Raw genomic sequence first — 16,369 nt, 5'->3', positions numbered from 1 at the left:
CATTTCACCTGATACATCGCGATCGCAGCCTCCGGCAGCTCCTACAAGATCAAGATCAAGCTTGCAGACAATATGGATTGAGCCAGCATCCCCTCAATTACTCCGCCAGCAACACCGCCGCATCAAACCCCATCCGCAAGTTGCCCCAATGACGTCCGTCAAAGAAGAACGGAACATCGATCTCGGTCATGATCTCCCCGGTATCGCGCAGGTACGTCTGTAGCAGGAAGCGTTGGGTGTTGCCCGCTGCACGCAGGCCTATAGGGTCAGCGAACATCCGCTTGTTGCGGCACACAGGCAAGTCAATGGCGCGATCGCCCGTAGGCTGCTTCGATACCCAACTGTTGTTCACCGGGCAGTAACCCTTGGTGTCGACAATGAACGAAACCTTGCCGCCCTTTGTGCCCTTGGTCAGCTTGTCGCATTCCTCCTGGCAGGCCTGAGCGAAGCGCTCCGTATAGCTCGTCATGTACTGCTTGGGGTCGGTGCCGGGGATCAACTTGTAATTCTGATCAAACAGATTCAGCCCGCCACGGTGCAGCTCCGCAAGGCGCTCCTGCAGCAGATCACGGCACTGGCTGGCGCGGGTAATCGCCGCATCCAGGGCGCCATGCCCCAGCACAAACTTGCCGAGCATGGTTTGCACTCGCTCCGCGACCCCTGACAGGTCCCGGGTCGCCGTGGCGGAGTGTTGCATGCGTTGATCGATAGACTGGCTGTCGGCGTAGATCTGCGTCACACGGTCATTAATGCCGTTGTTGCTTTCCGCGAACTGCAGGATATGTTCGGCGATGTCGGCAAGCTTGCCGTTAGTGGACTCGAAGTCGCCGATCATCGTCTCGAAATGCCCGGACGCTCGCTCAACGACCTTTTGCGTTTCCCGTGCGCTGTGGCTGATCTGGGTGGTCTGCTCATGAGTGGAACTGACTTCTCTGAGCATTGCGTCAATGTTCTGCGAAATATCGTCGGTGGCTTTGCTGACGTTCTGCGCCAGCGTTCGAACCTCATCGGCGACGACCGCAAAGCCTCGACCGCTTTCTCCGGCACGGGCCGCTTCGATGGCCGCATTGAGCGCGAGCAGGTTGGTTTGCGAGGAAATCTGCTGGATCAGACCCACGATGGACTTGATGCTCGACGAGCGCTGATTGAGTGCAGAGACCAGTGTGCCGAATTCGTTAAGGCTGCTGGAAATCTCGCTGATATTGCCGGTGACCTCCAGCAGCTCGGCGTAGGAGTCGCGGGCCATGCTCAGGTTTTGCGCGGTGGTGCTGGAAATGCCCTGGGTTTGCTGGGAAACCTCCTGGATATTGCCTACCGCCATGTTGCTTTGATCCATCACTTCCTTGGCGAAACGTGCCTGATGGGTTGCGCTGTCGCTGGAATCACTGATGTTTTTCAGCGAGCGAGCCGACTCTACGGCGATGTGCACGGTCAGTGCCTGCACGTTGCTGATGATCTCCCGTTGTTTACCCAGAAAGCGGTTGCAGGTGCTGGCCAGCACGCGTATCTCGTCGTGGGTCAGCAGCGGCAGATCTCTGGACAGGTCACCTTCACCATTGGCGATCTCTGCAAGGGCATTGGTCATGTGCGTCACCGGGCGCACGATCAGGTGGCGGAAATACCAGACCATGAAGCTGACCATGAACAGGGTGAACAGCGTACTGAACAGAATCGCATTGCTCAGGCCGTTCAGGCTGCCCTCAATCTGGCTCAGCACGGCGGCATCCAGTTGTGCGCCGCGCAGTTGCTGAACAATGTCGGCGCGAATGCTCAGGGCTATCCAGTACAACAGCCCGCTGACGGCGACCAGCAGAAAAAGGCTTGAGAGCTTTTTGGTCAGCGAATCGAAAAATTGCATTTCGATAGACTCATACAAGGCCTTGAACATCCGCATCCCGCTGCTCCTCTGCAAGTTTATAAATTATTCTTTAATAGGTAGTCGTCGACCGCAGGGGGCAAAGCTTTAACGTGACCTGGCGCGGCGCGATCGTTGCGCGATTCTTATGTGTCGACGATAGCCTTGCTAGCCACTCTGTTTCGGCCTGATGCCTTCGCCTGATAAAGCTGCTGATCGGCCCGCTTGATGAGCGCGGTGGTATTGGCATCCGCGGCATCAGCCACGCCGATACCAATGCTGACGGTGACTTGCCCAACGAGGTCAAAAGTCGACTCGGCGACGGCCTTGCGAATTCTTTCAGCGACGACTTCCGGGCTTTCTTCGCCGTCCGCTTCAGGCAATAGAACGGCGAACTCTTCTCCGCCATAACGGGCCACGAAATCAGTGGCGCGTGTGTTTTCCTCAATCAGCTGTGCCAATTGGTGCAGCACGTCATCACCGGTGGCATGGCCGTAGGTGTCGTTGACATGTTTGAAGTGGTCGGCGTCAATGAACAGCAAGGCAAAAGGCCGTTTTGTACGCTCGAACAGTTGGCTGCACTCAAGCAGCTTTTCGTCAAAACGCCTTCGGTTGTAAACCCCGGTCAGCGCGTCGTGGGTCGCCATTTTCAGCAGGTCGGCGTTGGCCTGGGTAAGTGCTGCGGTGCGTTGCTTGACGGTGGCCTCAAGCGAGGCATTGGTGTCTTGCAGCTCGCGTTCCTTGTCCAGAAGCGATTCGGTCATGCTCTGGATGGACTGGCCCAGCTGGGCAATTTCCCGTACTGAATGCTCCTGAGGAAATTCAGCACCGGGCTGTTTGGCCTGTATCCGTTTGGCTGCGCGTGCCAGTTGCTCGATAGGGCGACTCATGTGCTGGGCCAGATAGTAGGCCACCACGCCAAAGGCCAGCGCGGCCAGAACACCGAGTATCAGCAGTTTGTAGAGTAGGATCCGCGCAGGCTGCAGCGCTGTATCCAGAGGCTGGCGAACCACGATGTACCACGCCAGGTTGGCGGAGGGTGGAGTAGGGACCTTCAAGACGCTGGAGAGGTAGTCAGCGTCTTCGGACCATTCCGGCGCGCCAGCGGCTTTTCCCGGAGCTGAAGGTTGTTGTGTAGCGAGCAGCTCGGGACGTTTCTGTCCGGTCAGTTGTTGAGGGTAGAGCACCGCCCCGTCGCCATTGACGATGAGCACTTCAAGGTCAGCGGTGACCCCTTCGCGCAAAATGGCCGATTCGACGATCCGGGTCATCCAGTTCCAGTGCACATGCGCGCTAAGGACTCCGACCACCGTACCGTCAGCGGTGCGTATCGGCGCAGCAAAATCGATGAAGCGCAGCAATTCACCACTGGCGTCGGCGGGCAACAGCTTGGCCAGCAAGACGGCTTCATGAGGGTCGCCGGTATACGGGCCTTGCAGGCCGGCCTTGAACCAGGGGCGCTCTAGCACTGACTGATTGAGCAGCAAGCCTTTCACGCCTTGCCGGACTTTACCGCTGGTATCGGCAACGCCCATCCAGGCGTACTCGGAATGAGACTGGGTGCGCAGCTCCATCGACGGCAAGATGTCCGGGTCATCCAGATTGCCGCGCACCAGATGCGGTTCGCGGCTGAGCAGGAATATTTCCAGCTGACGCTCGCGCAACTGAGTGCCCAGCATCGTCGCGGCTGACTTCGCAGTGCTGAGCAGGGAGCTGCCGCTGGCTTGCTTGATTTGTTCGGTGGCGATGTGGCCGACATAGAAACCCACGCTCAGTAAGGCGAGCAGCGACAGTCCGGCGAACCAGAGTGTCAGGTGGCTGCGCAAGCTGGCTATTATCATGGGTGATATCTGGCTATATGGAATCACGGCATGTTATGCGCAACTTGCATCAGCCGCCAGTATCACTTTAGTGCGTTAAAAGCTGACTTGAAGCAGGTACTCCCTTAGTCGCTGCTGAAAGTGCTTTATGGCGCTGCTATTAGATAGAAAAGCTTCTACTGTCGTGACCTCCCAGCGCTGGCCCTCATCGCCGAAACGCAAAGTGGCGAAAGTGCCGGGCGGTACTTCGGCGACATAGAACCAGGTGTCCAGGCCATTTGCCCCCTGGCCGGGGTAAACCCGCGTCCAGACCACGCTAGTGGGGTCAACCGTCAATCCGAACTCTTCCTCTGTTTCGCGTAATGCGCATTCCAGCGGTGTTTCATTGCCTTCGCGACCGCCGCCGGGGAGGTCCCATAGTCCTGGCCAGGGGATGTCGGTTTTGTCATCGCGCAGATAGATCAATATCTGACCTTCGCTGAGGAGGGCGATTTTGGCTCCGGAGAACGGCGAATGTTTGAGCATGGACAACCTCCTGAGCGAGGACACTGATAACGGTAGAGGGCTGAATTAATCAGAAAATAATCGATAATCGCACGCTTTTGTTTTTCATTGCTGGTCGTTCAGATAAAGCATTTATCCGGTTTTTTGCTGCTGATGGAGCTTGATGGCTTACTTTTCGAAGATTTTTGCGATAAATCTAAGTGCGCTCTGTCTCGCAAATGCCCGAACAGGTTAATTTTTTGATATTGACCGAATTAACCGGTTAGTACATTTTCCATCTCATAAACCTTGGCCATCAGTGCCGAGGAACAATAAAAACAATGGAGACACCCTCATGCGGCCGCAATTGTTCATCTTCGAATTCCCCGTCACGCAACCATCTGTTGCTTGTTTGATCTTGCGCGATATCTGCGTGTGCACCACATCTCAGTCAGCGCCAGACCGGTAGTTGCCTTCGCCGCGCTACGCTCATTGCGTCGGGTTCAGGGTTTCTGCGAGGTATCAATAATGAAAAGAATAGTCGGCCTGTACTTCAAACTGCTCAAGCTGCTGATTGTGTTGTGCATGATCGCCATGCTCTTGCTGGTGTTCGGTAATGTCGTGCTGCGCTATGCCTTCAACTCGGGCATCAGCGTGTCGGAAGAGCTGTCGCGCTGGTTGTTCGTCTGGATGATCTTTCTCGGCGCGCTGGTAGCGCTCAAAGACCGTGCCCATATGGGTTTCGACAGCCTGGTCCGGCGTTTGCCCGCTGGTGGCAAGCGTTTCTGCCTGGTGGTAGGGCACCTGATGATGCTTTACATCTGCTGGCTGGTGTTCATCGGCAGTTGGCAGCAGGCGGTCATCAACATAGACGTGGTCGCACCCGCGTCAGGTTTATCCATGGCGTTGTTCTACTCGTCGGGGTTGGTGTTTGGTGCCAGCGCTGCGGCGATCCTGGTGTATGAGTTGTACCTGGTGATGACCGGCAAACTGGCGGATGACGAGCTGGTAATGGTCACGGACAGCGACGCCTCCGAGGAAATCAAGCAGATCCACAGCCAGCAACCGCCTGTTGAGAGAACCCATCCATGACTCTGGTTATTTTTCTCGGTTCGTTGATTGGCACCATGGCGCTGGGCATTCCAATCGCGTTCGCTTTACTGCTGGTCAGTGTCGCCCTGATGGTGCAACTCGACCTGTTCGATGCCCAGATCATTGCGCAGAACCTGCTCAACGGCGCTGACAGTTTTCCCTTGATGGCCGTGCCGTTTTTCATGCTGGCGGGCGAAATCATGAATGCGGGCGGTCTGTCCAAACGGATCGTCAACATTGCCATGGCGTTGGTGGGGCATAAGCGCGGTGGTCTGGGTTACGTGGCCATTCTTGCGTCGTGCTTGCTGGCATCGCTGTCGGGTTCCGCGGTGGCCGACGCTGCAGCGCTTGCAGCATTGCTGGTGCCGATGATGGTGCGTGCCGGGCACAACCGTGCTCACTCGGCGGGGTTGATCGCGGCCGGCGGCATTATCGCGCCGGTGATTCCGCCGAGTATTGGTTTCATCGTGTTTGGTGTCGCGTCCGGCGTTTCGATCTCCAAGCTGTTTCTGGCCGGTATCGTGCCGGGGCTGATGCTCGGTGCATCGTTGGCAGTGGCGTGGTGGTTCGTTTCCCGGAAGGAAAATATCGAGCCGCCCCCAAAACAAAGCGCGGCGCAAGTCATGCGCACCCTGATCGAAGGGCTATGGGCACTGGGTTTGCCGATGATCATCGTCTTCGGCCTGAAGTTCGGGATTTTTACACCCACAGAAGCCGCAGTGGTCGCCGCGGTTTACTCGCTGTTTGTTGCGTTGGTGATCTACCGGGAAATCAAGATCAATCAGTTGTACGACCTGATTCTGGCCTCCGCGAAAACGACTTCTGTGGTGATGTTTCTGGTCGCTGCCGCCATGGTCTCGTCGTGGCTGGTGACCATTGCCGAACTGCCGGACCAACTGGCTGGCGTGCTTGAGCCGTTCATGGACAACCAGACGATATTGCTGATCGTCATCATGTTGCTGGTGATTGTGGTCGGTACGGCCATGGACATGACCCCGACCATCCTGCTGCTGACCCCGGTGCTGATGCCTGCTGTGGTCATGGCCGGTATCGACCCGGTGTATTTCGGCGTGCTGTTCATGATCAATTGCGCCATCGGGTTGATTACGCCCCCTGTGGGAACGGTGCTGAACGTGGTGTGTGGTGTTTCCAAAATCAGCATGGATGAAATCATTCGCGGTGTCTGGCCGTTCATGCTGGCCCAGTTTGTTGTGCTGTTTCTGCTGGTGCTGTTCCCTTCGCTGGTGCTTGTACCGTTGAAGTTTTTCACCGGCTGATACCGGTGTGCATTCCCGTAACTCGACTTCTAAAAACAATATGGAGAGTGACATGCAAAAACTGATGAAAACCCTGCTGGCCGGGGCCTGCGCCACAGGTCTGCTGCTGGGCAGCATGGCCAGCCATGCGGCTGAAATTCGTGAGCGCACGCTGCGCTTCGCGTTCCAGAACGTACAGGAACATCCACAGGGGCAGGGGGCTCAGAAGTTCGCCGAGCTGCTGGCGCAAAGCAGCGGTGGCAAGATCAAGGTCAAGCTGTTTCCGGGGGGCACTCTGGGCGGTGACGTCGTGACGGTTTCCGCGTTGCAGGGCGGCACCCTGGACATGACTGTCCTGAACTCCGGCATTCTGGCTGCCCAGGCGCCGGACTTTGCCATGCTCGACTTCCCGTTCCTGTTCAATAACATCGAAGAGGCCCACGCCGTTATCGATGGCCCGGTCGGTCAGAAGCTCGCTGCGCAACTGGACAGCAAAGGGCTGGTCAGCCTCGGTTACTGGGACCTTGGGTTTCGCAACGTGACCAACAGCAAGCACCCGATCAACAAGCTGGAAGACATGCAGGGCCTGAAGATCCGCGTGATCCAGTCGCCGATCTATCTGGACACCTTCAACGCGCTGGGTGCAAATCCGGTAGCCATGGCCTTCCCTGAGGTCTACACCGGCCTGGAGCAGGGCGTCATCGACGGTCAGGAGAACCCGCTGACGGTGATTCAGGGCAGCAAGTTTTATGAAGTGCAGAAGTACATCTCGACGACCGGGCATATCTTCAATCCGCAGTCTTTCATCATTGGCCAGAAAACCTGGAACAAGCTGAATGACGATGAAAAGAAGCTGGTTAAAGACGCTGCGGTAAAAGCTCAGCAGTATCAACGTGAAGTGACTGCAAGCAGCATGGACAAGGCCCGTGGTTATCTTGAACAGCAAAAAAACGTAGCCGTGAACGACATTTCTGCAGAAGAGAAAGATCGTTTCCGTGAGCGCGTTCAGCCGGTGATCAAGAAGTACTCGGAAAAACTTGATGGCGAGCTGGTGAAGTTGATGTACGACGAAATCGCCAAGGTGCGTGCCGGGCAATAAGTCCTGCCTGAAGGGCCATAAGTCGGCAGTGCCGCTTATGGCCGCCGTTTGAAGTGAAATACGCATAATCCCGTCACGCAAATCCCGTGACGGTTAACCACGTTGAACCGGTAATACGGGCCTTTTCAGGTCGCGTATGACTGTGCTCGTCCAACTGAAATGGGGATAACAAAAATGGCTAAATTAAATACCCTTGCAGCGAATGTTCTCGGTTTCACCACAACGGCGCTGGGGCTGTCGTTGATCGCGCCGGGTGGCGCAATGGCTGCGGGTTTCGCTGACGATGCCAAGGTCACTCTGGGCTTGCGCAACTTCTATATCAATCGCAACTTTGTTGACCCGACTAACCCGCAAAGCAAAGCCGAAGAATGGACGCAGAGTTTCATTCTGGATGCCAAGTCCGGTTTTACTCAGGGCGTGGTGGGGTTTGGCGTTGATGTATTGGGCATGTGGTCGGTGAAGCTGGACGGCGGTGGCGGTACTTACGGTACGGCGTTGTTGCCACGCCACAGTGACGGGCGTCCGGCCGATGATTTCGGTCGGCTGGCCGTGGCGGGCAAGGCACGGATCTCGAAAACCGAATTGAAGGTCGGGGAGTGGATGCCGGTATTGCCGATCCTGCGTTCGGATGACGGCCGCTCGCTGCCTCAAACCTTCCAGGGCGCGCAGATCACCTCCAATGAAATCGATGGCCTGACCCTTTATGGCGGCCAGTTTCAGGGCAACAGCCCACGTAACGACGCAAGCATGGAGGACATGAACTTCGGTGGTGGTGTGTCTGATCGATTCAACTTCGTCGGCGGCGAGTACAAGTTCAATCAGAATCGCACCATGGTCGGCGTGTGGGGCGCGGAGCTGAAAGACGTTTATAACCAGCAATACCTGCAATTGGTGCACAGCCAGCCGTTGGGCGACTGGACGCTGGGGGCAAATCTGGGGTTCTTCAAAGGCGGGGAAGACGGGCGCGAGCTGGCTGGCAATCTGGATAACAAGACGTATTCGGGATTGTTCTCTGCCAAGTATGGCGCTCATGTGTTCTACGTGGGCCTGCAAAAAGTCAGTGGCGACACCTGGATGCGGGTCAACGGCACCAGTGGCGGTACGCTGGCTAACGACAGCTACAACGCCAGCTTCGATAACGCCGAAGAGCGCTCCTGGCAAGTCCGCCACGATTACGACTTCGCCGGGCTTGGCGTCCCGGGCCTGACCTTGATGAACCGCTACATCAGCGGCGACAACGTCAGAACGTCAGCCACCACCGATGGCAAGGAATGGGCGCGGGAAACCGAGCTGGCCTACACCATTCAGAGCGGCGTCCTGAAGAAGCTCAATCTCAAGTGGCGCAACTCCACCATGCGCCGTGATTTCAGCAACAACGAGTTCGACGAAAACCGCCTGATCATCAACTACCCGTTATCGATTTTGTAATCAGTAGTACGGTTTAAAACGGAACTCTGTAGGAGTGAGCTTGCTCGCGATTCGATGTTTCTGTCGATAAGTGTTCGCCTGACCTGTCGCCATCGCGAGCAAGCTCACTCCTACAGGACCTGGCAATCCGGCTGATTTGCCAGCCTCATTTCAACAGCTGTTTCACCAACTCCGGCGTCACGTAGTGCGGGCCGTCGAACAGGTACAGCGGGTAGCCGTCATACGCTTCCAGCTGCGGTTTGAGCTCATCTACGGTGGCTGAGCGGAAACCGCCACCGTATTGCGGGCGGAAAGCTTCGGCGATGATTCGCACGCGGTCCTTGCCCAGTCTGTCGCGCAGCGCATCGGCATAGGTGCGAGCCACCGGGGCTGTGCGGGCGTAGACGCCGACGCCGTCCTGGAAGAACACGCCGATGTCGTCGGGTAGCCATTGCTTGAGCCAGTCAGCCGTAGCAGCAGGGCCGATATTGGCGCCGTCGTAAACGCTGATCCATAAAGGCCTTGGCAGTTTGGCCAGCAGTGCAGGCAGCTCCTTGGCCTTTGTCCAGCTGGGATCAACTTCGGCTGGAAAATAGTAGCCCGTGACGTTCAGCGGCAAAGAGAGTTTGGCAACGCGCTCTGAAAGTTTAGCCAGTTGCTCAACGTTATCCCGTGAGCGATTCTCGCTGAAATACCCGGCCAGACCGACGATAACGTCTTTGGCCCAGGGCTCTTTGCCGATCCGTACCCAGTCAGGCATGACCGGCACGCCGGGCAAGCCAGTACCCGGAACAAACGCCTGATCGTCGACGACTGTCCACTGCACCAGCAATTCCCGTGCGCCGAGTTTGTGCCAGTCTCCCTTGATGCCCACCGTGGCGTTGTCCGATTGCCAGACCATACCGACGATTCCCGGATTCAACGGTTTAACTGCGTTTGCTATCAACATGGCGATCCCTGTCCCTATCATGGCTGCAAGCAGCAGAGCGGTCAGAGTCGCACGGTTTAACGGCCTACCTGTAATCCTCACGGTAGCGCCTTGTTGATGCGCTGATGCCACTGGCTCAACGAAACCACGCCTTTGGCGTTCCAGTTGGCCGACGCATCAGGGCCTTGATGAAACTGGCCTTCGTTGAATTGCCATACGATCACCTGAGGTTTCTGCTGGGCAAAATCCGTTGACTGCAAGTATTGCAGCAGGGTGGCCCAAGGTCCGACATCTCCCGGGTTCCAGGTCAGCGTCACCGGTCGGTCCAGCGCGTTGGACAGCTTCTGCGTGAAGCCCAGATAAGGCTGTACAAAGCTGTTGCCAATCACATGAACGGGCGCAGGTGCATCGTCGATCAACAAGTCTTTTTCCACCTGATGACGCACGGTGTAGATGTCCCGGCCAATGGCTTTGCGCTTGACCGCAGGCAGGAAGTTACTGGCCAGATCGCCAAACGCTCGCTTGTCGAACCACTCACCGAGTACGGCGCCGCCACCGGGCTCGCCCTGCAACGTATAGCGCTGCTTGATCAGGTTTGCCGTGGCATCAGCCGTGTTCTCGGCACTCCAGGCCGTCCAGTGATAGTCGGCGCGGTAGAACGCCGTTTGATCACCGTGTTCGGTTTGCTGCAGGATCGGCTTGATGTCCAGCGTGGTCAGACCAGCCTTGTGCATCGCGCCTTGCAATTGCTCGTAACGTTGCGCCACGGCAGGTTTCAGCGGCTGATCGGCGGGCAGGCGCTGCGCATAAAACGGCGCTTTCATGGGCACGACCAGCACCACCAGAGCGATCTTGTTGCGCTCAAGTTGCTGCTGCACATCCTTGATCAGCGCGATGCTGCGGGTGGTACCGGCATTGTCGACTTTGTTCAGGCTTTCCCAGGCCGGAAACAACCAGCCGTCTTTGCCGGTGATCACTGCCGAAGCAGCCTGTACCGCAGTGCTGGAGAAGCCCAGCAATAATACGGCGGTCATCATCGCGGGCAGCGGCAGGCGGCGACCGGAGAGGGACATATTCAGTCGGGCCATCATGGCGCAGTCTGATCGACGAGGCCGACCAGACGCGGCGTCTGGCCCGAGCCGATCAGAAACAGGCTATAGCGATCACCGGCCTTGAACGGTTCCAGTTTGAACGGCAGGCTGGCGCTCTGACCACAACTGGCAATCAGGGTCGCTTGCACCGGATTGATGGTGCGCTGCGCCTGGCCCTTGAGTGGCACCTGGCTGAACACGCTGGAGCCGTTGGCCAGTTTGACATCCGCCTTTTCGCAGCCGTTGCTCAGGTTGTAAAGGTTCAGCTCGGCACGCAAGTCCTTGCCGCGCACAGGCGGGTCAACCACCAACCGTGGAGCTGCGGCGGGGTTGCTGTCGAGGATCAGCGTGACAAAAGCGTTGGCTGGAGCCTTGAGGTCTTTTATCTCACGGCCATTCACCGTCAGGCGTAAGGGCTGACGGCCATCGACTACCTGAAACGGGCTGGCCAGTGTCGATTGCGCGGACAGGTTGAAGCTAGCGCCCTGATCAATGCGTACCTGCAGGGTGCTGTCGGATGGATTGACCACCCGGACCCAGGCAGAGCCTTCCGGCAGTTTTGATTCATACAACTGAGCGATTTCAGACGCGGCCTGGGCCGAGGTGGCAGCCAGACTCATGCCCAGCCACAAGCAGATTCGAGGGTACATATCAGTCCTCAGTAAGAGTAAGTCAGTCGAGCAAACACGCCTTTGGCGCGGTCATCGCCAGACACCTTCACTCGATATTGCAGAGAAAAATCCACGTAGGAGCGGGGCGCGTTGTAAGCGTCTTCGCGGAACCAGTAGCGCACGTTATTACCCACACCAACGCCTGCCGCGTGGCCCGACGAATAATCAGCGCGGCCATCTGCACCGGTTTTGCTGTTCATCTTCGAGTCGTAGTCGTAAGCGGCCACCACATGCGGAAAGGTGACCCAACGCGAGCCAGTACCGCCGATGGCGTAGCTGCGGCCGCCTTGCCATTCGCTGTTGAAGTAATTGCGCGAATCGTTGACGTAGTGACCGGCTTCGGCGAACAACTGCGAGGTCCACCAGCTTGGCGTGTCGACCCGCAGGTCGGTGCCGATGCTGGAGCCGTAACCCAGACGCAGCAGCCAGTCCCCGTCGACGTTTGAGGAACCGATCGGAAAGGTTCGTTCCGCAGCCGCCATCACGTTCAGCGACGAGAACGGTTTGACCCGTACGCCGAGCGCGCCTTGCAGTGCGTCGAGGCCGGTGTCGGAGTCGCTGTTCCTGGCCCACAAGGTGTCGGTGATTCGTCCGTAAAGCTCGACGAAGCGTGCGTTGCGATAACCCAGTGGGCGCCATGACAGTTCGGTACTGTTCTGCAGGCTGTCATTGCTGCTGCCACCACTTCCACCGTTGCCATTGCTGCCGGTACTCGGTGCTGAGCTCAAGCCGCTGCTGGAGCTGTTGCCGCGATAGCTCGTGGTGCTGATCAGGCCCCAGGTGCGCGACACGTCGGCCACGGCTCGGCGGGTATCAAACAGCTGCTGAGCAGGCATCTCCAGCTCACCGGAGTTTTTCGCGTCGATCACGCGCTTGAAGTAACCGACCGCTTGCTCGTCATCATTGACGCGCATGGCGTTGTACGCCGCATCCTGAGTGGCGGTTGGCGGCAGTGGCGCCTCGGTGTCCGCCTTGCGAAACGAGTCATGTGCCGCCTCGTCGTCACCGGCCTGTACCGAGAGATAAGCCACCTGCAGATTGCTCATGCCTTCCAGCTCGCCTGCATCACGGGCTTGCTGCAAGCGCTCACGTGCCGTCCGGCGCTGACCCAGCGCCGCGTAAAGGCTGGCTTCTTCATACGTCGGCAGGCTGCCGAGCGCCAAGGCCTGGGTGAAGTCTTTGCGCGCCCCGGAATCATCTCCGGTTTGTTGGCGCAGCCAACCACGTTGAGCCAGCAGGCGGGCATCGTCGCCGTTGGCGGCAATGCCTTCACTGGCCGCATCAATCGCTTCCGGTAGACGTTTTTGTTCAGTCAAAGCACTGACCAGCAAGCTGCGATAAGCCGGGTTTTGCGGCGCGCGGCGAATAGCCTCGCGGGCGAGGGCGGCGGCCGAAGCCGAGTCCTTGCGGGCCAATGCGGCGTAAGCTTGCACGGCAGTGTCGGTTCCCGCATCGCGCTGGTTGCCTGGCCAGATATCGCAGATCAGGCCGAAGGCGCTTTCCTGACAGTTCAATGCCGGGGCAGGGAAGCGCACGGCGGTTTTCAGGCCTTTGCTTTGCTGGCGTACCACCACCTGCGCAGCGGCACGACGACGGGCGACTTCGCCACCCTCGTCTGGCTTCAGTTGTTGCAACTGGTCGAGCGCTTGTTGTGGATTGCCGCTGGCCAGCGCCAGATCCGCTGCGAAGAAACGAATCTCGCGCTCCTCGGAATCCAGCAAACCTTCAATGGCCAGCGCTTGATTCAAGTCTGCCTGCGCTGCTTGAGTTTTACCCTGACGGTCCAGTGCATAGCTGCGCAGCACCCACGGTGCAATTTCGCCGTCGTCCTGTGCCAGTGCACCGGTTGCGGCCTGTTCGGCTGCGGGATAGTCCCGGGAGGCGAGCAGGGCGCTGATCAACAGTTGCTGGTTAGCAGCGATTTCCGGAGCCCAGCCGACTGCTCGGCGGGCTTGATTCACGGCTTCTGGCAGGTTGTTCTGTTCCAGCGCGCGATAACCGGCAATGGCCAGCGGTGCAGCGATCTGACGGCGAATGGCCTCGCGGCGCATCAACAACGCGTCGTCATCCGGGAAGACCCGCAGCGCTTCGGTGGTTGCCTGATCGGCTTCGACCAGATGCTGTTGGCGCTGCAAGGATTCGATCAGCAACAACCGATAATCCATGCGTTTGGGGGCCACGGCGATGGCTTTGCGAGCGGACTGCGCCGCAACACCGAAGTCATCGCGGTCGTACGCTTTAAACGCTTGAGCAGCGGCCGCGAAGCCGGGGGACTGGCGCGCGTTTGGATAGCGACGCGGATTATCGCGCATGTCCTTGTCACGTTCCGCCAGTTCGATCAGCCGGTTCAACCGGGTTACGTCGGCACGCTGACGCAACGCCTCGCGCGCCTTGGCAATCGCCAGGTCGTAATCTTTGCGATCGTAAGCGCTGTAGGCTTCGTTGGCGGTTTGATAAGCCGGACCGGTCAACGGCAGAGGCAGCGTTTCGCCGTAGCTTAATGCGGGCAGCAGGCTTGCGCCCGCGACCATCAGGCTCAGCAGAGAGCGTCTCATAATGTCGGCTCCGGCTGATAATGGCTGTGCTGGCGAGCGACCGCCTGTTCGATGGTAGCCCTCGGCAGTACGCCGATATCCACCAGATAATCGCCGATACGGCCGTGTTGCTGCGGTTTGTAATGCAGCATCGCGTTGTTGAATACAGTGCGATCCAGCAGACCCATTTCGATCAGCAGATCACCCAGCAGCGGCGCACTGGCGTGTGGCAATGCACGGTCATCGGAGGCATCGAGTTGACGCAACTGGCTGATGATTTCGCTTTCCCGGGCAATCAATTGCACAGGCTCGCTGCCCAGCTCGGTGCTGATCTCTTCCAGCCCTTCAACTGACAACGGGCTGGCCACGGCAACTTGTGGACGACCCTCAGGGCTCAGGCCCAGCGGTACGACACGCCAGCGCAGGGCAAACTCGTCGGCTAATACGGGTGCTGCAAGTCCGGCCTTCGACGCGACGTCGAACACACGCGGCAAGTCGTTCTGGAACGCGATGGCTTCGGCCAGGGTTTCATCATCCAGCCAGCCGTTGTTGAGCAGGATCCGCCCCAGTGGCAACTGGCGAGTCTGCTGTTCAGCCAGTGCACTCTGCAGGTTGCTGTCGTTGATGGCCTGCCATGACAACAGCACGCTGCCCAGTTTGCGCGGCGCTACCGCCACCAGATCGGTGGACGGGAAGTCGTGCATGGTTTTATCCCAGACCAGCTTGCGGTTCATGACCTTGCCAACGATAAACATCTTCCAGGCGCGGGAGGCGGCCATGAAGTTGACGAAGTTACCGACGACCATGCGGGGGATGGACAGCAATGCATGCTGCCAGCCGTACAGAACGCCAGTGAAATAGCAGCGGTGAATGACGCGCCAGGCCAGGGCGATACCGTTGGCCAGCAACAGGTATTTGATGAAGCCATTGGTTTCAAACGGGGTAGGGAAGCTCGTATTCCACAAGCCGCTCTGGCGCAGGATGATCAACGCCAGCAGTTGCACCAGAATCAGGTACGCAATGATGCTGACGAAAGCGGTAATGATGCCTTTGCGGTCACGAAACAACAGATAACGGTTGGCCAGCGAGCCGTTCCAGCCCATCTGTTCCCAACCTTGCAGGCCGATGCCCAGTGTCCAGCGAGCTTTCTGGCGAAACGCGGTGCGGAACGTATCGGGGAAAAACTCCCGTACGCACAGGGGCATTTTCAGGGTCGACTCGTAAGGCTTTCTGAACCACGATTTACGCAGCACCCGGTACTCCACCGGGAAGCGCACGAAGATCGCGTTCATGCCGACTTTTGCCAGGCGCGCGCCTACATCGTAGTCCTCGGTGAGGCTATCGGTGTTGAACGGCATGTTCTGGGTTTCCCCGGCCAGCACACGTAGCGCCCGGTGGGAGAAACAAGTGCCGACACCGGCGGAAGGCACGGTGTCACTCATGCTTTCGCGCACCACCAGGTCTTTGCCGTGCCATTCGGCAAACTCGTCCATGTAGGTGCCCGCGACCCATTCGTACCAGTTGCGCTCAAGCGAAACCACGGGCAGTTGAATCATGTCCTTGCGCGGCAGCAGGTAATTGAACAGGCGCAATTCCAGCGGGTGCAGCACGTCTTCACTGTCGTGCAACACCACTCCGGCGAAGGTTATGCCTTGGGTTTTCTCGTGCAGGAAAATCGCCTGAATCACCCAGTTCAGGCAGTCAGCTTTGCAGGTCGGCCCGGCGTGCGGGACTTCTACACGGTGCAACTGCTTGTAACGGCGACGCATACGTTCGACTTCGTCGATGGTGCGCTGGTCGTTGATGTAGGTGCCGACAAACACCACGTAGTTCTGGTAATCCAGCGTCGACACCATGTTTTCGATCATGGGGGCGATGACGTCGTATTCCAGCCACGCCGGGACCATGATCGCCAGGGGCTGCTCATCCCGGGCGACCAATTGCTCGGCGGTCAGCGGGCGGTATTTGCGCCCGGCAGTGAAGCTGCGGAATATCCGGCGAGACCAGTACCACAGGTCAATGAACAGATCGTCCAGGCTGGAAATCAGGATCAGTATGGCGACCACAATCGTCGCGACTTCCAGGAAGCTGTAGTAGTGGGCCAGCCAGTAGGGCCAATAAAGCGACGTCATC

Annotated in this window: 12 protein-coding genes; 4 read left to right on the top strand and 8 right to left on the bottom strand. The window is 58.1% G+C overall.

The window, feature by feature from the left end; all coding sequences use genetic code 11:
* Window positions 1–97: 97 nt before the first annotated feature.
* The 3 genes from AUC61_RS21955 to AUC61_RS21945 all read right to left on the bottom strand — a co-directional run bounded on the left by AUC61_RS21955 (window position 98) and on the right by AUC61_RS21945 (window position 4,200).
* Complete coding sequence (locus AUC61_RS21955; RefSeq protein WP_243248275.1) at window positions 98–1,894, bottom strand: methyl-accepting chemotaxis protein; 1,797 nt, start codon at window positions 1,892–1,894, stop codon at window positions 98–100.
* A 107-nt stretch (window positions 1,895–2,001) separates the two neighbouring features.
* On the bottom strand, window positions 2,002–3,696 hold the full coding sequence (locus tag AUC61_RS21950) for a sensor domain-containing diguanylate cyclase (protein WP_243248273.1): 1,695 nt from the start codon (window positions 3,694–3,696) through the stop codon (window positions 2,002–2,004).
* Between the two features lie 75 nt (window positions 3,697–3,771).
* Complete coding sequence (locus AUC61_RS21945) at window positions 3,772–4,200, bottom strand: NUDIX hydrolase (RefSeq protein WP_243248272.1); 429 nt, start codon at window positions 4,198–4,200, stop codon at window positions 3,772–3,774.
* A 486-nt stretch (window positions 4,201–4,686) separates the two neighbouring features.
* Between AUC61_RS21945 and AUC61_RS21940 the strand changes: the two genes are divergently transcribed.
* The 4 genes from AUC61_RS21940 to AUC61_RS21925 all read left to right on the top strand — a co-directional run bounded on the left by AUC61_RS21940 (window position 4,687) and on the right by AUC61_RS21925 (window position 9,033).
* A complete protein-coding gene (locus AUC61_RS21940) occupies window positions 4,687–5,250 on the top strand; it encodes a TRAP transporter small permease (RefSeq protein WP_243248270.1) in 564 nt (187 codons plus the stop codon).
* Window positions 5,247–6,527 carry a TRAP transporter large permease subunit gene (locus AUC61_RS21935; protein WP_243248269.1) on the top strand — a complete coding sequence of 427 codons (1,281 nt, stop codon included), beginning with the start codon at window positions 5,247–5,249 and terminating at the stop codon, window positions 6,525–6,527. The genes AUC61_RS21940 and AUC61_RS21935 overlap by 4 nt, the downstream gene beginning before the upstream one ends.
* 52 nt (window positions 6,528–6,579) lie before the next feature.
* Window positions 6,580–7,605, top strand: a complete 1,026-nt coding sequence (locus AUC61_RS21930; RefSeq protein ID WP_243248268.1) for a TRAP transporter substrate-binding protein — start codon at window positions 6,580–6,582, stop codon at window positions 7,603–7,605.
* A 174-nt stretch (window positions 7,606–7,779) separates the two neighbouring features.
* Window positions 7,780–9,033, top strand: a complete 1,254-nt coding sequence (locus AUC61_RS21925; protein ID WP_243248266.1) for an OprD family porin — start codon at window positions 7,780–7,782, stop codon at window positions 9,031–9,033.
* Between the two features lie 145 nt (window positions 9,034–9,178).
* Here the strand turns inward: AUC61_RS21925 and AUC61_RS21920 are convergent, their stop codons facing one another.
* From AUC61_RS21920 to AUC61_RS21900, 5 genes are all read right to left on the bottom strand, one after another.
* Window positions 9,179–9,961: an alpha-amylase family protein gene (locus tag AUC61_RS21920; protein WP_422765579.1), complete on the bottom strand. Its 783-nt coding sequence runs from the start codon at window positions 9,959–9,961 to the stop codon at window positions 9,179–9,181.
* Window positions 9,962–10,038: 77 nt separating this feature from the next.
* The gene (locus tag AUC61_RS21915; RefSeq protein ID WP_243248263.1) at window positions 10,039–11,031 is read right to left on the bottom strand and encodes an alginate O-acetyltransferase AlgX-related protein; all 993 of its coding nucleotides are present in this window, start codon (window positions 11,029–11,031) and stop codon (window positions 10,039–10,041) included.
* Window positions 11,028–11,681, bottom strand: a complete 654-nt coding sequence (locus AUC61_RS21910; RefSeq protein WP_243248262.1) for an alginate O-acetyltransferase AlgF — start codon at window positions 11,679–11,681, stop codon at window positions 11,028–11,030. Before AUC61_RS21910 ends, AUC61_RS21915 begins: the two co-directional genes overlap by 4 nt.
* Before the next feature lie 8 nt (window positions 11,682–11,689).
* Entirely contained in the window at window positions 11,690–14,257 is a 2,568-nt protein-coding gene (locus AUC61_RS21905; RefSeq protein ID WP_243248257.1) for an NfrA family protein, read from the bottom strand.
* A complete protein-coding gene (locus AUC61_RS21900; RefSeq protein ID WP_243248255.1) occupies window positions 14,254–16,368 on the bottom strand; it encodes a glycosyl transferase family protein in 2,115 nt (704 codons plus the stop codon). The genes AUC61_RS21905 and AUC61_RS21900 overlap by 4 nt, the downstream gene beginning before the upstream one ends.
* Window position 16,369: the final 1 nt, after the last annotated feature.

It is taken from the genome of Pseudomonas maioricensis, assembly GCF_022790535.1.
Classification (GTDB): Bacteria; Pseudomonadota; Gammaproteobacteria; order Pseudomonadales; family Pseudomonadaceae; genus Aquipseudomonas; species Aquipseudomonas maioricensis.
The sequence above is the reverse complement of the archived record's forward strand: the minus strand, read 5'-3'. Positions and strand labels throughout refer to the sequence as shown.

What these genes read in the sequence shown, in the direction of transcription:
- AUC61_RS21955 (WP_243248275.1), bottom strand. Translation starts at nt 1,894, where the DNA reads ATGCGGATGTTCAAGGCCTTGTATGAGTCTATCGAAATGCAATTTTTC.
- AUC61_RS21950 (WP_243248273.1), bottom strand. Translation starts at nt 3,696, where the DNA reads ATGATAATAGCCAGCTTGCGCAGCCACCTGACACTCTGGTTCGCCGGA.
- AUC61_RS21945 (WP_243248272.1), bottom strand. Translation starts at nt 4,200, where the DNA reads ATGCTCAAACATTCGCCGTTCTCCGGAGCCAAAATCGCCCTCCTCAGC.
- AUC61_RS21940 (WP_243248270.1), top strand. Translation starts at nt 4,687, where the DNA reads ATGAAAAGAATAGTCGGCCTGTACTTCAAACTGCTCAAGCTGCTGATT.
- AUC61_RS21935 (WP_243248269.1), top strand. Translation starts at nt 5,247, where the DNA reads ATGACTCTGGTTATTTTTCTCGGTTCGTTGATTGGCACCATGGCGCTG.
- AUC61_RS21930 (WP_243248268.1), top strand. Translation starts at nt 6,580, where the DNA reads ATGCAAAAACTGATGAAAACCCTGCTGGCCGGGGCCTGCGCCACAGGT.
- AUC61_RS21925 (WP_243248266.1), top strand. Translation starts at nt 7,780, where the DNA reads ATGGCTAAATTAAATACCCTTGCAGCGAATGTTCTCGGTTTCACCACA.
- AUC61_RS21920 (WP_422765579.1), bottom strand. Translation starts at nt 9,961, where the DNA reads ATGTTGATAGCAAACGCAGTTAAACCGTTGAATCCGGGAATCGTCGGT.
- AUC61_RS21915 (WP_243248263.1), bottom strand. Translation starts at nt 11,031, where the DNA reads ATGATGGCCCGACTGAATATGTCCCTCTCCGGTCGCCGCCTGCCGCTG.
- AUC61_RS21910 (WP_243248262.1), bottom strand. Translation starts at nt 11,681, where the DNA reads ATGTACCCTCGAATCTGCTTGTGGCTGGGCATGAGTCTGGCTGCCACC.
- AUC61_RS21905 (WP_243248257.1), bottom strand. Translation starts at nt 14,257, where the DNA reads ATGAGACGCTCTCTGCTGAGCCTGATGGTCGCGGGCGCAAGCCTGCTG.
- AUC61_RS21900 (WP_243248255.1), bottom strand. Translation starts at nt 16,368, where the DNA reads ATGACGTCGCTTTATTGGCCCTACTGGCTGGCCCACTACTACAGCTTC.